At 64.5% G+C, this 19,937-nt stretch carries 14 protein-coding genes; 6 read left to right on the forward strand and 8 right to left on the reverse strand.

All coding sequences use genetic code 11. The features are described from left to right. Positions 1-1,501: 1,501 nt before the first annotated feature. Both U6958_RS03400 and U6958_RS03405 read right to left on the reverse strand, forming a co-directional pair. Entirely contained in the window at positions 1,502-2,734 is a 1,233-nt protein-coding gene (locus U6958_RS03400) for a YifB family Mg chelatase-like AAA ATPase (RefSeq protein ID WP_074923985.1), read from the reverse strand. Positions 2,735-3,084: 350 nt separating this feature from the next. Beyond that, positions 3,085-4,104 (reverse strand): LysR family transcriptional regulator, encoded by a 1,020-nt coding sequence (locus U6958_RS03405; RefSeq protein ID WP_074923987.1) that lies wholly within the window; start codon positions 4,102-4,104, stop codon positions 3,085-3,087. A gap of 204 nt (positions 4,105-4,308) precedes the next feature. Here U6958_RS03405 and U6958_RS03410 point away from each other — a divergent pair, with 204 nt between their 5' ends. From U6958_RS03410 to aldA, 4 genes are read left to right on the forward strand one after another with little or no spacing between them, the layout of a single operon-like run. Beyond that, the gene (locus tag U6958_RS03410; RefSeq protein WP_074923990.1) at positions 4,309-5,604 is read left to right on the forward strand and encodes an MFS transporter; all 1,296 of its coding nucleotides are present in this window, start codon (positions 4,309-4,311) and stop codon (positions 5,602-5,604) included. Between the two features lie 29 nt (positions 5,605-5,633). Next, complete coding sequence (gene rhmD / locus U6958_RS03415; RefSeq protein ID WP_016452099.1) at positions 5,634-6,821, forward strand: L-rhamnonate dehydratase; 1,188 nt, start codon at positions 5,634-5,636, stop codon at positions 6,819-6,821. A gap of 11 nt (positions 6,822-6,832) precedes the next feature. After that, entirely contained in the window at positions 6,833-7,642 is an 810-nt protein-coding gene (locus U6958_RS03420) for an HpcH/HpaI aldolase/citrate lyase family protein (RefSeq protein WP_074923993.1), read from the forward strand. Positions 7,643-7,658: 16 nt separating this feature from the next. After that, positions 7,659-9,092: an aldehyde dehydrogenase gene (gene aldA, locus U6958_RS03425; protein ID WP_074923995.1), complete on the forward strand. Its 1,434-nt coding sequence runs from the start codon at positions 7,659-7,661 to the stop codon at positions 9,090-9,092. 13 nt (positions 9,093-9,105) lie between these two features. Here the strand turns inward: aldA and U6958_RS03430 are convergent, their stop codons facing one another. Both U6958_RS03430 and U6958_RS03435 read right to left on the reverse strand, forming a co-directional pair. Next, positions 9,106-10,089 (reverse strand): alpha/beta hydrolase, encoded by a 984-nt coding sequence (locus U6958_RS03430; protein WP_074923998.1) that lies wholly within the window; start codon positions 10,087-10,089, stop codon positions 9,106-9,108. A 58-nt stretch (positions 10,090-10,147) separates the two neighbouring features. After that, positions 10,148-10,663, reverse strand: coding sequence for a MarR family winged helix-turn-helix transcriptional regulator (locus U6958_RS03435; protein WP_074924001.1), 516 nt, complete (start codon positions 10,661-10,663; stop codon positions 10,148-10,150). 102 nt (positions 10,664-10,765) lie between these two features. On the opposite strand from U6958_RS03435, the gene U6958_RS03440 reads away from it, so the two are divergent. Both U6958_RS03440 and U6958_RS03445 read left to right on the forward strand, forming a co-directional pair. Next, positions 10,766-11,743: a tripartite tricarboxylate transporter substrate binding protein gene (locus U6958_RS03440; protein ID WP_016448605.1), complete on the forward strand. Its 978-nt coding sequence runs from the start codon at positions 10,766-10,768 to the stop codon at positions 11,741-11,743. An 85-nt stretch (positions 11,744-11,828) separates the two neighbouring features. Beyond that, the gene (locus tag U6958_RS03445; RefSeq protein ID WP_074924003.1) at positions 11,829-13,157 is read left to right on the forward strand and encodes a sulfatase; all 1,329 of its coding nucleotides are present in this window, start codon (positions 11,829-11,831) and stop codon (positions 13,155-13,157) included. A 68-nt stretch (positions 13,158-13,225) separates the two neighbouring features. Here the strand turns inward: U6958_RS03445 and U6958_RS03450 are convergent, their stop codons facing one another. From U6958_RS03450 to U6958_RS03465, 4 genes are all read right to left on the reverse strand, one after another. Next, positions 13,226-14,083 (reverse strand): DUF4034 domain-containing protein, encoded by an 858-nt coding sequence (locus tag U6958_RS03450; protein ID WP_074924005.1) that lies wholly within the window; start codon positions 14,081-14,083, stop codon positions 13,226-13,228. Positions 14,084-14,522: 439 nt separating this feature from the next. Continuing rightward, positions 14,523-14,759: a hypothetical protein gene (locus U6958_RS03455; RefSeq protein WP_143044705.1), complete on the reverse strand. Its 237-nt coding sequence runs from the start codon at positions 14,757-14,759 to the stop codon at positions 14,523-14,525. Between the two features lie 177 nt (positions 14,760-14,936). Further along, positions 14,937-15,263, reverse strand: coding sequence for an Imm58 family immunity protein (locus U6958_RS03460; protein ID WP_074924007.1), 327 nt, complete (start codon positions 15,261-15,263; stop codon positions 14,937-14,939). Between the two features lie 4 nt (positions 15,264-15,267). Next, positions 15,268-19,881: an RHS repeat-associated core domain-containing protein gene (locus U6958_RS03465; RefSeq protein ID WP_350337300.1), complete on the reverse strand. Its 4,614-nt coding sequence runs from the start codon at positions 19,879-19,881 to the stop codon at positions 15,268-15,270. Between the last annotated feature and the right edge of the window lie 56 nt (positions 19,882-19,937).

Below are 19,937 nucleotides of genomic sequence, written 5' to 3' on the forward strand. Positions count from 1 at the left end.
CCACCAGCGATGGCCTTGCCGGGGGGGTGTTTCAAAGCGATACAAATCGATGATTGAAGCACTACATCTAGTGGCTTGCCATGCCTCGGTACACCACCTATAGTGTCTCGTGTGTGATGCCTGTATGGGCATACATGCAAAAAGAAAAGGCCGAGTCAGAGGTGAGATTCTGACTCGGCCCGTACAGGAAGCGCACCCGGCGCTGACTGTCACCTCTCCGCTAGGAAAAGTCTGCGAAGCATAGAGAAATCTGGTCCAGCTGGCTACATGAGGTTTTCATTTCCGGGGTATTGCTGTTCCAAAGGAGAATTTCATGGCAGCACCCAAGAAGCCCGGTTCCAGTACCGGCAACAGTGGCGGTGTGTTTCAGCAGGTCGGGCCGCGTGGGGGGAGGCAACCCAACTACGCAGCCGTTCCTGACAACAAGCCGCTTCCTCCCACTACGAAGCCGGGTCATGGCTGGACCCCTGTCAAGGTCACTCCGGACAGCCGTCGGTGATCGATTTGCTGGGGTTGGAAAACTCCTTCCCCAGCTTTTTCTAAAGGAATTTCTATGCAAATTAATTTCGCACATCTTCGTGAGCGCGCCGTCAGCGGCGGCGAAGTGAACTTCGCAGTCTTCGAAGCAAATGCCACGTCCAACACTGACTCTGCTCGTGCTTCGGTTCTCGCCGATCTCACGGCTCGGGCTCGTTCGTCCGGGCTGCGCGTGGATCAGTCGGCTTTGGCTTTCCGTCAGAATGGACGGCTTCGTTTCTACGGAACGCGCACCTTGGTGGACTACCTCGCTCGGGGATGGGCCCCCCGTTGGACACACACTTTGAGTGTTTGAAGACCAGCGACTTGATCCGCCTCTGAGATTTCAACTGGTGCCTTGCAACTGCACGAATTCAAAGTTTCCATGAAGAAAGCGTGCAAAACGGGCATCAGTGAAGGTACTGGAGGAATTCCTGGCGTGGTCAATACTGGGTTGATGGTTGCAGCCATCAATCCGGCCCTGTGCACGACATGGGGTCGTCAAGCACACGCATGCACGAAGTCCTTTCTTGACTGTAGCGAGCTCTACGGCCTCTTCGCGATCTCTTTCTATTCAACAGTAGCTGCGGTGGCTGGCCTACGTTGGCGCGAGTAGTAGCTAGCTTGGATATCGATACGAGTGCTTCGCAAGCGGAGACGGCGCCCCCCCCCCCCCTGCGGTGCTCCGGCCTATGCGACTGAGATAGAAGTCCAGTTGCGAGTCCTCACGGCGAGCTTCGAGCGGCACGCTCGTTCCTGAATCGTAGGTGCGACACAGCAGTGTCACCTTGTACCTGAGTACCCGGCCTCGGAGGTGCTGGGGACTCGTCATTACGTACATCGATCCCATATTTCTAGTCATAAGCACAGTCCTTTTTCTATCTCCTAAGATAAACGAAAGGGCGGCGCCAGAGGGCGAGCTGGCCATCTCATCCTCACGTATCTGCGCGAGCCACGCATATGCTATATAAGTTGTATCTTATATTTAACCCGCGCCAGAAGAGGAAATCTTCGGTTCTAAAGTAGGTCTGTGGGCCAACACTGTTAGTCGAGGAGGCTTGGCGGCTCCACGTAATTGAGGTTCATACGTTCCGACTGCCAAGAACAGCTTCAAACGGCAAAAGTAGCTTCTAACTTTGGCCCTTTCGTGGCACTTTTTTTGGAGATTTTGCGCTACTTCATAGTGGCAGAGGTGGCGATAACTATGTCCATGCCCACCAGGGCGCGGCGGCGAACCTCCTCCGACCAGGGCCACGGCGCTGGCCGTGTGATGCGGACTGGCCGTGGGGCGCTGGCGCCAGCGCTCGGGCGTGAAGCGGCCGGCCAGGCTGGCGATGGCGGCGGCTTCCAGCGCCTCGTCGTCGCTCATGGGCGGCAGCAGGTCGGCAAAGCGCTGGGCCAGCATGGACTTGCCCGAACCCGGCGGCCCCACCAGCAGCAGGCCGTGGCCTCCGGCCGCCGCAATCTCCAGCGCGCGCCGCGCCTGGGCCTGGCCACGCACCTCGGCCAGGTCCAGGCTGCTGCGCACGGCGACGGCGGGCTGCGGCTGCACCGCATGCCAGCCCGGGCCGGAGCATGTCTGGGTGTCGCCTGCTGCCGGCAAGGCGTCGGTTTCGTCGGTCTCGTCGGTGTCCTCGCTTTCGTCGCAGCAGCAGGCATCGTCCGGTTCCTGCTCCGCCTGCACCAGGGCATTGGCCGAGCGTGTGATGAAGCGGCGCACCACGTCCAGCAGGTGGTGCGCGCAGAACACCTGGGCCGACGGCACGAAGGCCGCCTCCTGCGCGCTGCCCGGCGGCAGCACCAGGCGGGCGCCGTCCTGCTGGCGGTGCAGGGCCAGGGCCGTGGCCAGCGCGCCGCGCACGGGCCGCAGCGCGCCCGACAGCGACAGCTCGCCCGCGAATTCGTAGTCGGCCAGCGCATCGCCATTGATCTGGCCGCTGGCCGCGAGAATGCCCAGCGCAATGGGCAGGTCGAAGCGCCCCGAATCCTTGGGCAGGTCGGCGGGCGCCAGGTTGACGATGATGCGTTTGTTGCTCGGGAACTCCAGCCCGGAGTTCAGCAGCGCCGAGCGCACGCGTTCACGCGCTTCCTTGACCTCGACATCGGCCAGACCCACCAGCGTGAACGACGGCAGGCCGTTGGCCAGATGCACTTCCACGGTGACACGCGGGGCGGCCAGCCCCAGCAGCGCACGACTTTGAACCAGGGCCAGACCCATGGGCACCTCGCAGGAACGACAGAGACAAAGCCACACAAAGGAAGAAGCCGCCAGCGGTGCGGCGGCCTCGGTGACCCAGTATGGCAACGGCCTTGGGCCTTTTGGACGGCGGGCGCGGCGCTGAACCCAAATCTCAGAATGTTCTGACCCTTGCAGCGCAAAAATCAGAACAGCTTCACCAGCGCCGGCACGCTCAGCACGGCCGTGTAGTAGCCCATGAACTGCACGCCGGTGTTGAAGCCCAGGCCGCGTGACGGCAGGCCGCCGAGCAGGCCCGGCAACGGCCGTTCCCCTGCGCCATGCGCCATGCGCCATGCGAGATTGCAGGCCGAAACGCGAGCGGTGCTGGCTCAGCCGGCTCGAGCCAGCCCCCGGGCCTGCGCACGCAGCAGCGCGATGAAGCGCTGCTGCTCCTGCGTGGGCGCGTCATCGGTGCGGGTGAGGATGCCGAAGGGCGCCATGGGCACGTCGATGCAGACCGGCAGCGCCCTGACCAGGCCCATGCGCAGATAGTCCTTGAGCGCGGATTCGGACAGCAGCATCACGGCATCGGTCAGCTGCACCAGTTGCTGCATGGAGTACACCGAGCTGCATTCGATGATGTCGGCCGGCGCGGGCAGCTCCAGGCGCTGCAGCAACTGGTCGAGCGCGATGCGCGCGGGGCTGGTGGCCGGCTGCAGGATCCAGGGCCAGTCGCGCACCAGTTCCTCCCAGTCGAGCTTGCGCCGGCGCGCCAGCGCATGGCCGCTGCGCACGACGAGCAGCAGCCGCTCGTTGCCCAGTTCCTCGAAGCCGTAGCCGCTGCTGTCTGCCGTGGGGCTGCGCCGTGCAATGGCCAGGTCGATGCGCCGCTGGTCCAGCAGGCGCAGGATCTGGTCGCTGGTGTCGCCCATGATGCGCAGGCGCAGCTGCGGGCTTTGCGCCTTCATGCGGGCCACGGCCGTCATCACCAGGTCGGGTGCTGCGCCCATGATGGTGCCGATGGACAGGTAGCCGTAGCCGCCCTGGCGGCGCGCGGCCAGGTCCTCGGCGCAGCGGTCCAGGCTGTTGAGCGAAGCCTCGGCAAACCGCACCAGCTGCGCGCCCAGCGCCGTGGGCCGCATGCCGCGCGGCAGGCGCTCGAAGAGCTGGCAGCCGAACATGTCCTCGATCTCGCGCAGCATGCGCGTGGCCGCAGGCTGGGACATGGCCAGGCTCAGCGATGCGCGGTGCAGGTTCAGGCTCGATCCCAGCGCCACCAGCATGTGCAGGTGCTTGTAGCGCAGACGGTTGAGCAGGCTGCGGTGCAGCACGGGCGGGGCGGATTCGGGCGGCTTGTCAGGCATAAGCGCAAGGTATCGGATGTGACCGAAATTCGATTTGTTGAGCATCGATCATGCGCCGTACATTGGCCCTGCGACAAGAAAAAACAGACCCAATCCAGGAGACAAGACATGCACAGCCCATCGCCTGTTTCATGACGCGCCGACGCGGCCGGCACCAACGCCGCGGCCGCGCTCGCACCTTCACAAAGCACGCCTTCAGCGCTCCGGGCGACCGGGCGTGACGGCCTCTCATTGCCTGCAAGGAAAGTCATGAAAAAACTCCCCGCTCCCCTGCTCGCCAGGATCTCCTGGCGCCTGCTGCCCTTTCTTCTGCTCATGTACATCATGGCCTTCCTGGACCGGGCCAACGTGGGCTTTGCCAAGGTGGCCTTCCAGGCCGATACCGGCATCAGCGATGCGGCCTTCGCCTTTGGCGCGGGCGTGTTCTTCGCAGGCTATGCGCTGCTGGAAGTGCCCAGCAACCTGATCATGCACCGCGTGGGCGCCCGCATGTGGATGTGCCGGATCATGGTCACCTGGGGCCTGGTGTCGGCGGCCATGATGTTCGCCCACGACCAGACCACGTTCTACGTGCTGCGCTTTTTGCTGGGCGTGGCCGAGGCGGGGTTCTTCCCCGGCGTCATCCTGTACCTGACCTACTGGTTCCCGGCAGCGCACCGCGCGCAGGCCATGGGCTTTTTCTACTTCGGCGCGCCGCTGGCCTTCATCTTCGGCAGCCCGCTATCGGGCCTGCTGCTGGAGCTGGACGGCATCGGCGGCTGGCACGGCTGGCAGTGGCTGTTCGCGGTGGAGGGGCTGATGGCGGTGGCCGTGGGCATCTGGGCGTATTTCCACCTGGACAACCGCCCCGCCGACGCCACCTGGCTCAGCCGCGAGGACAAGGCGCTGCTGCAGGACATCCTCGACAGCGAAGAGCGCGCCAAGGGCGGCCACGGCCACAGCCTGCTGGCCGCGCTGTGCCAGCCGCGCGTGCTCTACCTGGCGCTGATCTACCTGCTGATCCAGGCCAGCGTCTATGGCGTGGTGTTCTACCTGCCCAGCCAGGTGGCGGGCCTGCTGGGCACCAAGGTGGGCCTGCTGGTGGGCGTGGTCTCGGCCATTCCCTGGTTGTGCGCGCTGCTGGCCGCCTGGTGGATTCCGGGACATGCCGAGCGAACAGGCCAGCCGCGCGGCATCGCCAGCCTGACGCTGGTGATGGCTGCCGTGGGCATGGCTGCATCGGTGAGTTTCTCCAGCCCCCTGCTGGGTGTGGCCGCGCTGTGCCTGGCGGCGGCCGGCTTCATCGCCGTGCAGCCCGTGTTCTGGACCTTTCCTGCCAACACGCTGGCCGGCGCTGCGGCCGCTGGCGGCATCGCCTTCATCAACTCCTTCGGCGCCGTGGGCGGCTTCATCGCCCCCATCGTCAAGAACTGGGCCGAGGGCTTTTTCCACTCCCCGGCGGCCGGCCTGTACCTGCTGGCCGGCACCACGCTGCTGGCTGCGGCCCTGGTGCTGGGCGTGCGCGCACGCCTGGCGCCGGCCTTGGCCGCACCGTCGGCCGCCTGAACCACTTGCACACGGAGCACAACCATCCCATGACACAGATCCCCACCATCAAGCAGGTGCGCGCCTTCACGCTCAAGGGCGGCGGCGCCGACTACCACGACCAGTCCGACGGCCACTGGATCGACGACCACATCGCCACGCCCATGGCCAAGTACCCCGAGTACCGGCAAAGCCGCCGCAGCTTCGGCATCAACGTGCTGGGCACGCTGGTGGTGGAGATCGAGGACAGCGCCGGACGCGTGGGCTTTGCCGTGACCACGGGCGGCGAGCCTGCGGCCTACATCGTCGAAAAGCACCTGGCGCGTTTCCTCGAAGGCGCCCGGGTCACCGACATCGAGCGCATCTGGGACCAGATGTACCTGTCCACCCTGTACTACGGCCGCAAGGGCATCGTCATCAACACCATCTCGGGCGTGGACCTGGCGCTGTGGGACCTGCTGGGCAAGGTGCGCGGCGAGCCAGTGCACCAACTGCTGGGCGGCGCCGTGCGCGACGAGCTGCAGTTCTACGCCACGGGCGCGCGGCCCGACCTGGCGCAGAAGATGGGCTTCATCGGCGGCAAGATGCCGCTGCACCACGGCCCGGCCGAAGGGGAGGAGGGCCTGCGCCGCAACCTGCAGGAGCTGGCCACCATGCGCGAGCGCGTGGGCCCGGACTTCTGGCTCATGCTGGACTGCTGGATGAGCCTGGATGTGAACTACGCCACGCGCCTGGCCCAGGGTGCGCAGGCCCATGGCCTCAAGTGGATCGAGGAGGCCCTGCCGCCCGACGATTACTGGGGCTACGCGGCCCTGCGCAAGAACGTGCCCACCGGCATGCTGGTGACCACGGGCGAGCACGAGGCCACGCGCTGGGGCTTTCGCCAGCTGCTGGAGATGGGCTGCTGCGACATCATCCAGCCCGACGTGGGCTGGTGCGGCGGCATCACCGAGCTGCTCAAGATCTCGGCCCTGGCCGATGCCCACCAGGCCCTGGTCATCCCGCATGGCTCCAGCGTCTACAGCTACCACTTCGTGGCCACGCGCCACAACAGCCCGTTTGCCGAGTTCCTGATGATGGCCCCCAAGGCCGACGAGGTCGTGCCCATGTTCCATCCGCAACTGCTGGGCGAGCCCGTGCCCGTCAACGGCCGCATGCGCCTGTCGGCGCTGGACAGGCCTGGCTTCGGCGTGGAGCTCAATCCCGAGTGCGCTTTGCACCGCCCGTACACGCACTGAAGGAGCCCGCCATGCAACTGCCTGCCAACCCCTTCAAGGCCGCGCTGCGGCGCGCCGAGCCGCTGTACGGCATCTGGGCCGGCTTTGCCACGCCCTATGCGGCCGAGATCATCGCCACCACGGGCTACGACTGGATGCTGGTCGATGGCGAGCATGCCCCCAACACCGTGCCCACGCTGCTGGGCCAGCTGCAGGCCGTGGCGCCCTACGCCACGCACCCGGTGGTGCGCGCCGTGCAGGGCGACACCGTGCTCATCAAGCAACTGCTGGACGTGGGCGTGCAGACGCTGATGGTGCCCATGGTGGAGACGGCCGAACAGGCGCGCGAACTCGTGCACGCCATGCGCTACCCGCCCCATGGCGTGCGCGGGGTGGGCGGCGGCCTGACGCGGGCCACGCGCTGGGATGCCGTGCCCGACTACATCCGCACGGCGCATGAACAGCTGTGCCTGATCGTGCAGATCGAGTCGCCCCGGGGCGTGGCCAATGCCGCCGAGATTGCGGCCGTCGATGGCGTGGACGCCGTCTTCATCGGCCCCGCCGACCTGTCCACGGGCATGGGCCATGCGGGCGACGCCAGCCAGGGCGAGGTGCAGGACGCCATACGCCGCACCGTCCAGGCCACGCTGGCCGCCGGCAAGGCCTGCGGCATCCTCGCGCCGCGCGAGGAGGATGCGCGCCGCTATGCGGACTGGGGCTGCCGCTTCATCGCCGTGGGCATAGACATCAGCCTGCTGCGCCAGGCCGCGCTGGCCAACCTGGGGCGCTATCGCGCCACCCAAGCCACGGACCAGGCGGCCCCTGCATTCCGCACCTACTGAACCCAAGGAGAACTCCATGGCATCCCCTACCGTGCTGCGCAATTTCATCGCCGGCAGCTTCACCGACAGCGCCGAACTGCATGAGGTGACCAACCCCGCCACGGGCGCGGTGCTGGCGCGCTCGCCCCTGTCCAGCCAGGCCGATGTGGACCGCGCCATCGCCGCCGCGCGCGGCGCCCACAAGGCCTGGGCGCGCCGCCCGGCCGTGGAGCGCGCGCAGTACCTGCGCCGCGTGGCGGCCCGCATCCGCGACAACGCCGCGCGCATTGCGCGCACCATCACCGAGGAGCAGGGCAAGGTCCTGGGCCTGGCCGAGGTCGAGGTGAACTTCACCGCCGACTATCTGGACTACATGGCCGAATGGGCACGCCGCATCGAGGGCGAGGTCATCACCAGCGACCGGGCCAACGAGCAGATCTTTTTGCTGCGCAAGCCGCTGGGCGTGGTCGCGGGCATCCTGCCCTGGAACTTTCCCTTCTTCCTGATCGCCCGCAAGATGGCGCCGGCCCTGCTCACTGGGAACACCATCGTCATCAAGCCCAGCGAGGAAACGCCCATCAACTGCCACGCCTTCACCGAGCTGCTGGCCCAGTGCGAGTTGCCGGCCGGCGTGTTCAACGTGGTTTATGGCCAGGGCGGCACGGGCGCTGCGCTGGCCGGCCATGCGGGCGTGGACATGGTCAGCTTCACGGGCAGCGTGGCCACTGGCGAGCACATCGCCGCTGCCGCCGCGCCCCACATCACCAAGCTCAACCTGGAGTTGGGCGGCAAGGCCCCGGCCATCGTGCTGGCCGATGCCGACCTGGACCTGGCCGTGCGCGCCATCCGCGACTCGCGCATCATCAACACCGGCCAGGTCTGCAACTGCGCCGAACGCGTCTACGTGCAGCGCCAGGTGGCTGACGAGTTCACGGCCCGCATCGCCCAGGCCATGGCAGCCACGCGCTACGGCGACCCGATTGCGCGGCCCGACGTGGAAATGGGCCCGCTGATCAACCAAAAGGGCCTGGACAGCGTGCAGGCCAAGGTGCGCCAGGCCATCGCCGACGGCGCGCAACTGGTCACGGGCGGGCAGGCCGCAGACCTGGGCGCGGGCTTTCACTTCCAGCCCACGGTGCTGGCCGGCTGCCATGCCGGCATGGAGATCATGCGCAAGGAAATCTTCGGCCCCGTGCTGCCCATCCAGGTGGTGGAGGACCTGGACGAGGCCATCGCCCTGGCCAATGATTGCGAATACGGGCTGACCTCGTCGCTTTACACGCGCGACCTGTCCAAGGCCATGCAGGCCATGCGCGAGATCGACTTCGGCGAGACCTACATCAACCGCGAGAACTTCGAGGCCATGCAGGGCTTCCATGCGGGCGTGCGCAAGTCCGGCGTGGGCGGGGCTGATGGCAAGCACGGCCTGTACGAGTACACGCACACGCATGTGGTGTACCTGCAGGGTTGAGCCAACGGTTCGCCTATCGCTTCACGGTGGCTGACGTTATGAACCGGGCAATGGTGCTGGAAACCCCGGGCACTAGCGGCAGCCCCTCCTTGTCATAGGTTGCAAGATTGGCAGCGCGATCGTTGGTCTCCACCTTCTTGAGCACATGGTTGGTGGCGGGCAACAGCACAAGCTTGGCGTTCGGTGCAGCCTTGGCCAGACGCTGAGCATCCTTTGGCTTGATCTGCAGGTCGCGCTCACCTTGAATGATGAGCACGGGTTTGGAATAGCCCGCTATCAGGCGAGCGGGGTCCAGCGCGAAGGTGTTGATGAGAAAGCCTTGTACGCTGGCATCGAACATGGTGTTGAGCGGCCTGTCCATCTGGCGGGTATCCACGCGCCTGCCTGCTTCCAGAGCATCGATGACCGGTAACGCCTGGTCCAGGATCGGTGCATTGGCGGGGTCTTCCTTGAGCTGTTCCCGAAGCGTCTGCCCCATTGGGCGACCAGGAGCTGCTACCAATATCAGTCCGCAGATATCAGAGCGGCCCTGGCCAGCCTCCAGAGCGACCAGTCCACCTTCACTGTGTCCCAGCACCCAGACGCATTGGGCACCGGTCTCGCTGCGGATGGCGTCCACCCAGTGGTGCACATCTTCGGCATAGGCCTGGATGGTCACGGCATTGGGGTCCTCCACGGCCTTGTAGCTTTCGAACATGCCACGTTTGTCGATGCGTACGGTGGCAATGCCCTGGGTGGCCAGTTCCTGTGCGAGCAGTTGGTAGGTCGAGGCTTTGAGGCCGAACGGGCTGTTGCCGTTGCGGTCGGTGGGGCCTGAGCCGGGGACGATCAGTACGACCGGCGGCGCGCTTTGGCTCGGCGTCAGCAGAACACCCCGCAGTGGGTCAAGTGGCCCCGTTGCCTGCAGCGGCTTTTCACCAAGGACGGCCGTGGCCGGTGCGGCCATGGTGGTACTTGCGCAGATGGCGGCCGCCAGGCCGAGGAGTAGAGCTTTCATGGGAAAGGCCGCAGAGTTGATCTGCGTGCCATTGGAGCATGCTTGTCTGTCGGCCCTGTCAGGTAGAGGCCGCGCGCTTGCGGTTGCGCGGCGCCTTGGGCGGCGGGCTGCTGGCCTCCAGCTCCCGCGCCCGGGCGCGGATGCGCGCAAAGGCGCTGGCCATGGCCTGCAGCTCGGGCTCGGGCACGGCGTCCATGAGCTCGCGGTTGATGGCCTGCACCTGCGGGAACAGCTCGGCATGCAGGGCGCGGCCCGTGTCGCTCAGGCGCAGCAGTGCGCGGCGCGCATCGCCCACCTGGCTCTCTTTCCACAACAGCCCCTTGGCCAGCAGCGCCGTGACGGCGCGCGAGGTGCGCGTGCGGTCCAGCTGCGCCTGCTCGGCCAGCTGCGAGGGCTGCAGCTGGCCGGCCTCGGCCAGCAGGCAGAGCATGCGCCACTCGCGCCGCGTAATGCCGTAGCGGCCCTCGCACAGGCGCACCACACGGCTGCCAGCGGCCGCCTGCAGCCGCGCCAGGTGGTAGAGGAACATGTCGTCGAGCACGGCGGGGTGGCGCCAGCGGTGGAGGTCGGTCATGGACTCGCGGGCCGGTTTCGGGTTTACGCTAGGGATGATGGATTAGATGCATTGTCGGCGGCCTGCGTACATTGGCCGCAAGACAACGACAAGGAGACAAGTATGCCCAGCCCCCTCGCAGCCCTGGCGCGTGCCGCCCTGGCTTTGGTCGCCGCCGGCCTGTGCGCGGCGCCCGCCCTGGCCCAGGAATGGCCCAAGGCCAAGCCCATCCGCATCGTCGTGCCCAATCCGCCGGCCGGCCCGTCCGACATCTCGCTGCGCCCCGTGGCCGCCGCCATGCAGGCGGCGCTGGGCCAGGCCGTGGTCGTGGACAACAAGCCGGGCGCCAACGGCAACATCGGCGCGGCCGAGGTCGCGCGCTCCGCGCCCGATGGCTACACCTGGCTGTGGGCCATGGACCCCGTGCTCACCGTCAACCCCCATGTCTACAAGAACATGGGCTACAAGGCCGACGCGCTGGAAACCCTGGTCGTGGCCGCGCGCTTCTCGCAGACCCTGGTCTGCGGCCCGGGCACGGGCTTCAAGTCCGTCAAGGACATGGTGGCCGCCAGCAAGACGCGCGAGCTGACCTATGCCTCGGGCGGCGCGGGCTCGCCGGGCCACCTGGTCATGGAATCGCTGCTGGCCACCTCGGGCGCCAAGATGGTCCATGTGCCCTACAAGGGCCCCGCGCCGGCCATGCAGGACCTGCTGGGCGGCCAGGTGGACTGCGGCTTCCTGGCCGGCCCCACGGTCTTGCCCCAGGTCCAGAGCGGCAAGCTGATCGCCCTGGCCACCTCGGGCAAGACGCGCTCGGCGCTGGCGCCCGAGCTGCCGACCATTGCCGAGTCGGGCTTTCCCGAGTTCGACGGCACCTTCTGGATTCTGCTGGCCGCACCCAAGGGCGTGCCGCCTGCCGTGCAAAAGCGCTTTGTCGACGCCATGAACGAGGCCATCCGCGCACCCGAGCAAAAGGAACGCGCCAAGGCCCTGGACATCGAGATGGTCGGCTCCACCGTGGCCGAGGCCCAGGCGCGTGCCAAGGGACAGTCCGCGCAGTGGGCCGCCCTGGTCAAGCGCATCCACCTGACCAACGACTGAAGCCGTCACCAGGGCCTGTGGCCCTGAGGCACCGCCGTTTTGGCGATACTCCCTTTCCCAACGCATCCACTGTCTCCTGGCTCCCATGGCAACCCAGCGCCCCAATCTGATCTTCATCCTGGCCGATGACCTCGGCTATGCCGACCTCGGCTGCACGGGCGCGCGCGATGCGCACAGCCGCGCCACCGATGTCTCGCCCCGCCTGGACGCCATGGCCGCGCAGGGCATGCGCTTCACGCGCGGCTATTCCAACTCGGCCGTGTGCTCGCCCACACGCTTTGCCCTGGCCACGGGCCGCTGGCAGTACCGCCTGCGCGGCGCGGCCGAGGAGCCGATCGCCAGCGTCCACGGCGACAAGGTGCTGGGCCTGCCGCCCGACCATCCCACCGTGGCCTCCCTGCTGCGCGACGCCGGCTACGCCACCGCCCTGGTCGGCAAATGGCACCTGGGCTACCCGCCGCATTTCGGCCCGCGCATGTCGGGCTACGAGGAGTTCTACGGCTTTCACGCAGGCGGCGCCGACTACTTCGCCCACTGCGACCCGCGCGGCCGCCCCGACTTCTGGATCAACGAGGAGCCGCACGAGGAAGAGGGCTATCTCACCGACCTGCTGAGCCGCCGCGCCGTGGACTTCGTCGAGCGCCAGACGGCCGACAAGCCCTTCTACCTGTCCCTGCACTACAGCGCTCCGCACTGGCCCTGGCTCACGCGCGACGACCTGGAGGAATCGCGGCGCATCGGCGGCTTCGGCAAGCACACCGACGGCGGCACCATCGAGACCTACCAGCGCATGATCCACCACATGGACGAAGGCATTGGCTGGGTGCTGGATGCGCTCGAGAAAAAGGGCATGGCCGAGAACACGCTCATCGTCTTCACCAGCGACAACGGCGGCGAACGCTTCTCCAACAACTGGCCCTTCATCGGCCAGAAGATGGACCTGCTCGAAGGCGGCATCCGCGTGCCCCTGGTGGCGCGCTGGCCCGAGCGCATGCCGGCAGGCGCCGTCAGCGACACGCCCAACCTGACCATGGACTGGTCGGCCACCTTCCTGGCCGCCGCGGGCGTGGACGGCCACGCCGACTACCCGCTGGACGGCGTCAGCCTGCTGCCCCTGATGGAAGACGGTACCTGGAACCCCGAGCGCGACCTGTGCTGGCGCATGAAGCACCGCGCCCAGCGCGCCCTGGTGCGCGGCGACTGGAAATACCTGCAGATCGAAGGCGTGGAATACCTCTTCAACGTGGCCCAGGACCCGCGCGAACGCGCCAACCTGCGCGACCGCGAGCCCCAGCGCCTGGTTGAGCTGCGCCAGGCTTGGCAGCAATGGGATGCGTCACTGCCGCCCATTCCGGAAGAAGCCAAGGTGTCGCTGGTATTCAGCCGGCAGGATCTGCCTTCGGCAACGTTTTGAGGGTGTGTGTGCCCGCAGCTCGCGGGCGAGAAAACAAGGCAGGCCTTTGGGCCTGCCTTGTTTCCTGATTACTGGTATGTCCTGACCATGCCCGCCCGTGCGGCCTCCGAGTTGTCGCACATGTCCTTGGCCTGTTTGTAGAGTGCCTGGGCCTTGCTCTTGTCCTTGTCGACGACTTCGTAATGGCTGGCCTTGGCAAGCACCAGGTTGTATTGGAGATAGCCGGCGCTGGCCGATGGCAGCGACTTCACGGCCTGTGACACCATTTGGTCCAGGCCCTCCAAGGACCCGCCCCAGCGCGGGCTCAGGTAATTGAGGGCATTGACGCGGGCCGCCAGGTTCTTGGGATCGGCCTGATCGGCCGCCTGCAGCCACTGCGCCGCAGTACGTCCGCCCACCTGATTTTCCATCGCGGCCAATCCAATCAGCATCGTCTGCGGCAAGGCCGAGCGGGCATCCAGCGCCATGGCCTTTTGCAGATACGGCTGGGCCTTCGCGCTGAGCTGCTTGACACTGTTCCACTGGCTGCCCGTCACCCTGGAGGCCGGCGCCTCGCCACGGGCGCCAAATGCCTTGTTGCCGTAATAGAGGCCCGCATTGAGCTGGGCAAAGAACGACTTGGGCTGCTGATCCGCCCACATGCGCATCACGTTCTCTTCCTGCAGGCTCAGTTGCTGCAGTCCCAGCAGATCCCGCATGGTCAACAAGTCCCCGCCCGAGGAAGAAAGATTCTTCTTGTGCTTGCGGGCCAGTTCCTTGTCCAGCGCCTCGAACTTGAACTCGCTGAGCAGTGCAGCCCTCTCGGACTTTTCCAGAGTGGCATTGCCATCGGGAATCAGCGGGCACTGCGCGGCATAGGTGGCTGCGGAGAGAGACAGGGTGGCGAGCAGGATGCGAATCAGGGTTTGGGTGGGTTTTGCGGTCATGTGTCCCTCTTGGAAATGGTTGTGTTATTTAATGATTTAAAACTAATAAGCCAATATTTATTTCTCCAAGCTCCTGTTTAAATCAAAGTGCTATGAGAAATAGAAGCAGAACAATAAAAAATGGAAGAAGATATGCTGTAAGGAACATTATTGCATCGCCATTCTTCCAGAAGAGCTTGTAGCCATGGTCGTACAAGAATGCTAAGAAAACTGCAGTCTGAAATAAATTCCCAATAAGACTGAACTTGGAATTGTATAAGTTAGAAGATATAAGAAGAAATAGCGTGATGTAAAATAATATTGCAAATACCCTAGTCATTATTCCGTAAAACCAGTTATGGAATTAGATTGATTCATGAATAGATAATCGGAAAGCAATCGCTGAAGCAATGAAGGGTTCAAGAGCTATTTGCAATATTAATTAAATCCCATGGGTCAATTAATCGCCACCGAATATGCTTTTGGCGTTTGTTGAAAAATGAATAATCAACCCAAAAATTCCAAGAATAGCTCCAATCAAACCAACAACGGCACCGCCTCGCGGCAACCATAAAAAAGCCAGAATACCACCGACGACAGCCGTTAAAACACCTATTATCATAACTAACATTCCATATTCATTTTTGTATATTTTCATCACAATTGATTCTTCGTGCATGTAGTTGAACATGTGCATGTTTGATATCCGATGGATGTTCCCCCCCCCCATCAACATCGTCTGTGCCTTTACCGTAGAGTAATGCTTCCATCTGCCCTTTCATCACCAGGCAGACCCTGTAATAACGCTGTCGTTGCCCAAAAGGCGCTCATATGTCGCTCTCAGAAGTTGATCCCAGGGAATTCCATATTGTTTTTAATATTCAACTTTTACCAATCGGCCCGAAGAGAAAATAAATCTAACATCACCATACCATATTAGATCATTTTCCATTTTTATTTGAGGGTTAACTGCTTTTTTATTGATGGATGAATTCTTTAACTTATATGCAATCTGCTCCATATTCATTCCTCTCCATTCGCGCTCGATGAGTGAAATTACATTATCAATATCTGCACGCGATGATTCACACCCTTGATTTGAGTAAGATAATGTTATTGATTTATCGACAACCGAGTATGCTAAATAAATAATCACCAAAATTAGCGCAATTATCAAGATAAATGATTTGTTTATTTTCATAAAATTATTGACCTGCTTTGGCGGCATTTCTTGCAAAAGTGCGGCAGTGATTGGAATTGAATGGATTCCAATTATATTTTTCTCTATCTTTATTTTCTGAAATTTCTTTTGCGTAGTCAGCAACTTTTTTAGGATCGGCAGAACTACAGGTTAACTTTGCCGGTGTCCCTTTGCCTGATCTCTTTGAAAGCTGCTCCTCCAGATTTCTCATGGACTCATCTGTTGGAACACCATCTTTGCCTATTTTTAGATTAGGCATTGGAGTTTGCCGAACGTTTCCGTCGTCTTGGGGTAGCTTAGAGCCCATAATTCCTTTTGCATTTGGGTTGTATCTACCGTATTCGAAGTATTGTGTCTTCCCTGAAGTATCATATGTCAACACACCACTATGCCCACCAAGCCATGTGCTTGTTTTACCTTCGGCGTACTCAACCGGATAATCTGGAAAATTAACAACGCAGGCTTGCTGTAAGCCTAACGAATCTATCCACCCCGTGGGATTTACAGGGTAGATATAGTGATTATTGCCTCCCATCAACCCAATCGGGTCCTGATTGATATAACTCCCCACCACCGGATCGTAATACCGATGCCGGTTGTAATACAGCCCCGTTTCCCTGTCATGGTGCTGTCCCGGCAGCCGGATCGCCTGGTGGATGCCTTGCGGGTTGTATTCCTGCAGCACATTGCCCCAGGGGTCCAGCTTGGCCGCCCAGGTGACTAGCCCCCGTTGGTCGGTCAGGGCCATGGGTGTGCCCAGGTGGTCGCAGTGGTAGTGGTGGATGGCGATGCGGGCTTGTTGTTCTTTTTCCTGTTCCTGCAGCTTTGCCTGCATGCCGCTGAGCAGGCGCGTGGTGCTGTCTGCCTGTTCGCCCAGCATGGCCTGGGCGCCGGGCGGCAGGCCGTGGTCCAGGGTGTGGCGCAGGTGGCGGGCGGCGTCTTGCTGCATGTCGCGCGGCATGGCGTCGAGCATGGTTTGCATGAGGGCCAGGGCCGGCGCGTGGTTGGGGTCGTCCGGGTCAGGCAGGCCTGCGGCGATGGCTTGCACCAGCAGGTGGGGCTCGTCTTGGGGGTCGCCGCTGGCCGTGGTGCTCAGGCGCACCAGGGGCGTGAAGCTGCCGGGTTCGTAGATGGTGTGTTCTATGTGGCGCGTGTCGCTGCCGTGCTGCAGGCGCTCGGTGTGGATGAGGCGGTCGCCGTCCCAGCCGTAGTAGTGGGTGCGGGTGGATTCTGTGGAGTCCGCGCTTTCCACTTGCTGCTTCAGGCGCCTGCCCAGGGCGTCGTAGGTGTAGCGGCTGTGGTGGCGCAACTGCTCGGCGTTGCCCTGGATCTGGCTGTTGCGCACGGCGATGAGCTGGTGTGCTCCGTCGTAGTGCAGTTGCTGCTGGCTGTGGTCTGCATGCATTTGCGCAATGCGGTTGCCGCAGGGGTCGTAGCGCCAGACGCGGTCTTCGGTGAAGCCGATGCGGTTGTCTTCCCAGCGCTGCACGGGGCCTTGCCGCTGGCCTGCGAGGTGGCCCAGGCCCATGAGGTTGAAGTCGGTGTGCCGCCAGTGGGCGTGGACCTGGGCGGCCCAGCTGTCCTGGGTGTTCGTCTGGCCCGGTGCACCGGGTGCACCGAGTGCTGGCAGGCGGTTGCCGGCAGGGTCGATCTGCCAGCGGGCGGTGGTCTGGGGGTCCTGGCTGTCGGTGGCCGCCCTGAGGCGCCCGGCGCTGTCGTAGCCGTAGCGCAGCAGTTGTGCGGCCTGGCCCGGGGCGCCGGCCTGTTCGATGGCAACGAGCTGGCCCAGGCTGTCGTAGTGGTAGCGGCGGCCAAGGATCTGGCCGATGAGGGGCTGGACGAGGTGATCCCTGCCTTCCGTGCTTTGCAGGCCTGTGGTGCCCAGGGCCGTGAGGCGGCCCATGCTGTCCCATTGGCGTTGCACCTGCAGGGGGTGGTGTGCGTCTGCGTCTGCATCTGCTTCTGCATCTGCTTCTGCTGCGGGGGTGGGTGGGTGCAGGCTGCGGCGGACTTCGCGGTGCAGGGCGTCGCGTTCGAAGTCGATGAGGCCGGCGCCGTTGAGCTGCAGTCCGTGCACATGGCCTGAGCCGTAGGTGAGCCAGGCGATCTTTCCCAGGCCTTGCAGCTGGCTGTGCTGGCGTGCGCCCAACGCGTCCAGGCTGTGGGCGATGCGGTGTTCGTATTCGATCTGGTCTGCGCCGCCGTCCTTGCCTGGGCGGTACAGCTGCTGCACTTCTGCGGTGATGCGGCCCAGGGCATCGCGTTCCAGTGCTATGCGGCTTTGCAGTTGGGTGGTGTTCTCTGCGGTGTTCTCGACGGTGTGCTGCCAGACGCTGGCGACCATGAGGCGTCCGGCCGCATCCCATTCGTAGCGGTGGGTCTGGGCCGGCGCATGGGCCGTGGCGGGCAGCTGGCGTTCGACCAATCTGCCGCCTTCGTCCCAGCGGTAGTGGCTGCTGCTTTGCCGTGCAGCGTTGCCGTCCGTGGCTTCCATGAGCTGGCCTGCCGCATCCCAGCGGTAGCGCTGCAGCCGCTGGTCAAACCCTTCTTCCTGCACGAGCCGGTCCAGCGCGTCCCAGGCAAAGCGGCTTTGGGCTCCGTTTTCGTTGACGAGACGCGTGAGGCGGCCAGCGCTGTCGTATTCGAAGGCCAGGGTGAGGCCGCCATGTGTTCGCTGGACCAGCCTGCCCCAGAGGTCGTAGCGCAGGTGGATGCTGGGGTCGGCGGCCGGTGCAGCAGGGCTTTGTCCCCCCATGAGAGGGGTGAGCGGGGGTTGGGCCGGTTCGATGCGCGTGAGGTGGCCTGCGCTGTCGTAGTGGTAGCGCTCGATCTGGCCGTTGGGCAGTTCGCTGGCCACGATGCGGCCCTGGCCGTCGCGCTGGTGGCGTTGGCGCTGGCCCAGGGCGTTGCCCACTTCGATGAGTGCACCCCAGCGGTCGTAGTGGTAGTGCGTGCTGTGGCCCGAGCAGTCGGTGTAGCTGAGCAGTTGGCCCGCGTCGCTCCAGGCCAGCTGTTTGCTGCCGCCCTGGGCGTCTTCGATGCGCCGGGGGCTGTCGCAGGTGAGCGGCGCTTCCTGGGGGTCGGGGTAGTGGTAGCGCTCGGTGCTGCCGTCGGCCTGGGTGATCTGGGTGAGACGGCCCCAGGCGTCGTATTGGTAGCCGGTGGTGGCGCCTGCCGGGTCCGTGGAGGCGAGCAGGCGGCCCGTGGCTTCGTCGTGTTCCTGCTGGGTGCTGCGCCCGTCGGGCAGTTGCACGCCGATGAGCCGGCCCTGGCCGTCGCGCCTGAGGTGGACGCTGCGGCCCAGCGGGTCGGTGCGCGAGGCCAGGCGGCCGAAGCTGTCGTAGCTTTGCAGCCAGCGGCTGCCGTCGGCCTTGTGGTGGGCGATGAGGCGCGACAGGCCCGCCGCACCTTCGAAGTAGTAGGTCTCGATGCGATCCAGGCTGTCGCTGACGCGGGTGGCCGCGCGCGGCTGGCCGTCCGGGCCCGGCGGTTGGCTGAGGTAGTCGAAGCGGTAGGACAGCCCTTCCTGGTTGCTGTGTTCGATGACGCGGGCGCCGGGCTGGGCGCTCTCGTAGCGGTAGCGGTGCCAGGGTCCGCTGGCATGGCGGTGGGCGCTGATGCGGTGGTGGTCCCATTCGAATTCGCGCACGAGCTGGCCTGCGCGGTCGTGGACGGTGATGAGATCGCCTGCACTGCTGTAGCCGTAGCGCACGAGCGTGATGGGGGTGGACAGGGGATGCAACGGGTCCTGCGTGAGGTCGACCCCGATGAGGCGCCAGCCATCGTCGGCGCCCCACAGTCCGTTCAGGCCCTGCGCGTCCTTGCCGCCGTGGATGCGCTGGTGCAGCAGGCGGTAGCGCCGGCCTGTGCCGTCGCTCAGCGAGACCAGGCGGCCTGCGGGCAGCGGTTCCGGACTGCCGTTGACGTCCGGGGCCGTGGTCTTGCCGTCGCTGTAGTGGTAGAGCTGGCGGCGTCCGTAGCGGTCGATCTGGGCCATGAGGCGCCAGGGGCCATCGACCGACTCACCGGGCGGGGGGCCAAAGCCCCAGAGGGTGTCGCCATCGCCGCTGAAGGCCAGGATGGCCTCGGGATTGCACGCCAGCGCCGCCTCCACATGCGACCAGCGCGGGTTCGCAGCCCAGGGCGCTGTGCCGCCGTCCGGCTCCGGGCTGCCGCCGCGCAGCAGCCAGATGTCTTCGCTGGCACTGTGCAGCTGGCCGCCCGGGGCCAGAGGCTGGTCGAAGGTGATGACGCGGCCGCTGGCGTCCAGCAGCAAGGTGGCCTCTTCCTGCAGGCGGATGCTGAGCTCCTGCAGCAGGTGCCAGCCATGGCCCAGCAGGCCGCAGGCCGCGCCGTGCTCGGGGTTGACGTAGCTGCTGTACTGGCGCTGCCAGGCCACGGGCAGCGCAGCCGATGGCAGGGCGAAGTCCAGGTCTTGTGCGCCCAGCAGGACCTTGGCGCCCAGCTGGGGGTTGACGGGGGAGCTGACGGTGATGCCGCCCGGGCAGACGGAGCAGGCCAGGCCCCCCTGGCTGCCGATGAGCACGGTGCGCGAGCCGGTGACGATCTTGCCCTTGACGACGCTGTCGGTGATGCGGGCTGCGGGTTGGCCACTCATGCGAGGCTGCTCCTGGAGAGGTGAGAGAGAACGGGACGGCGGATGCGGAAGATGCG

Origin of the sequence: Delftia lacustris (assembly GCF_040267515.1) — a bacterium.
Lineage (GTDB): Bacteria > Pseudomonadota > Gammaproteobacteria > Burkholderiales > Burkholderiaceae_C > Comamonas > Comamonas tsuruhatensis.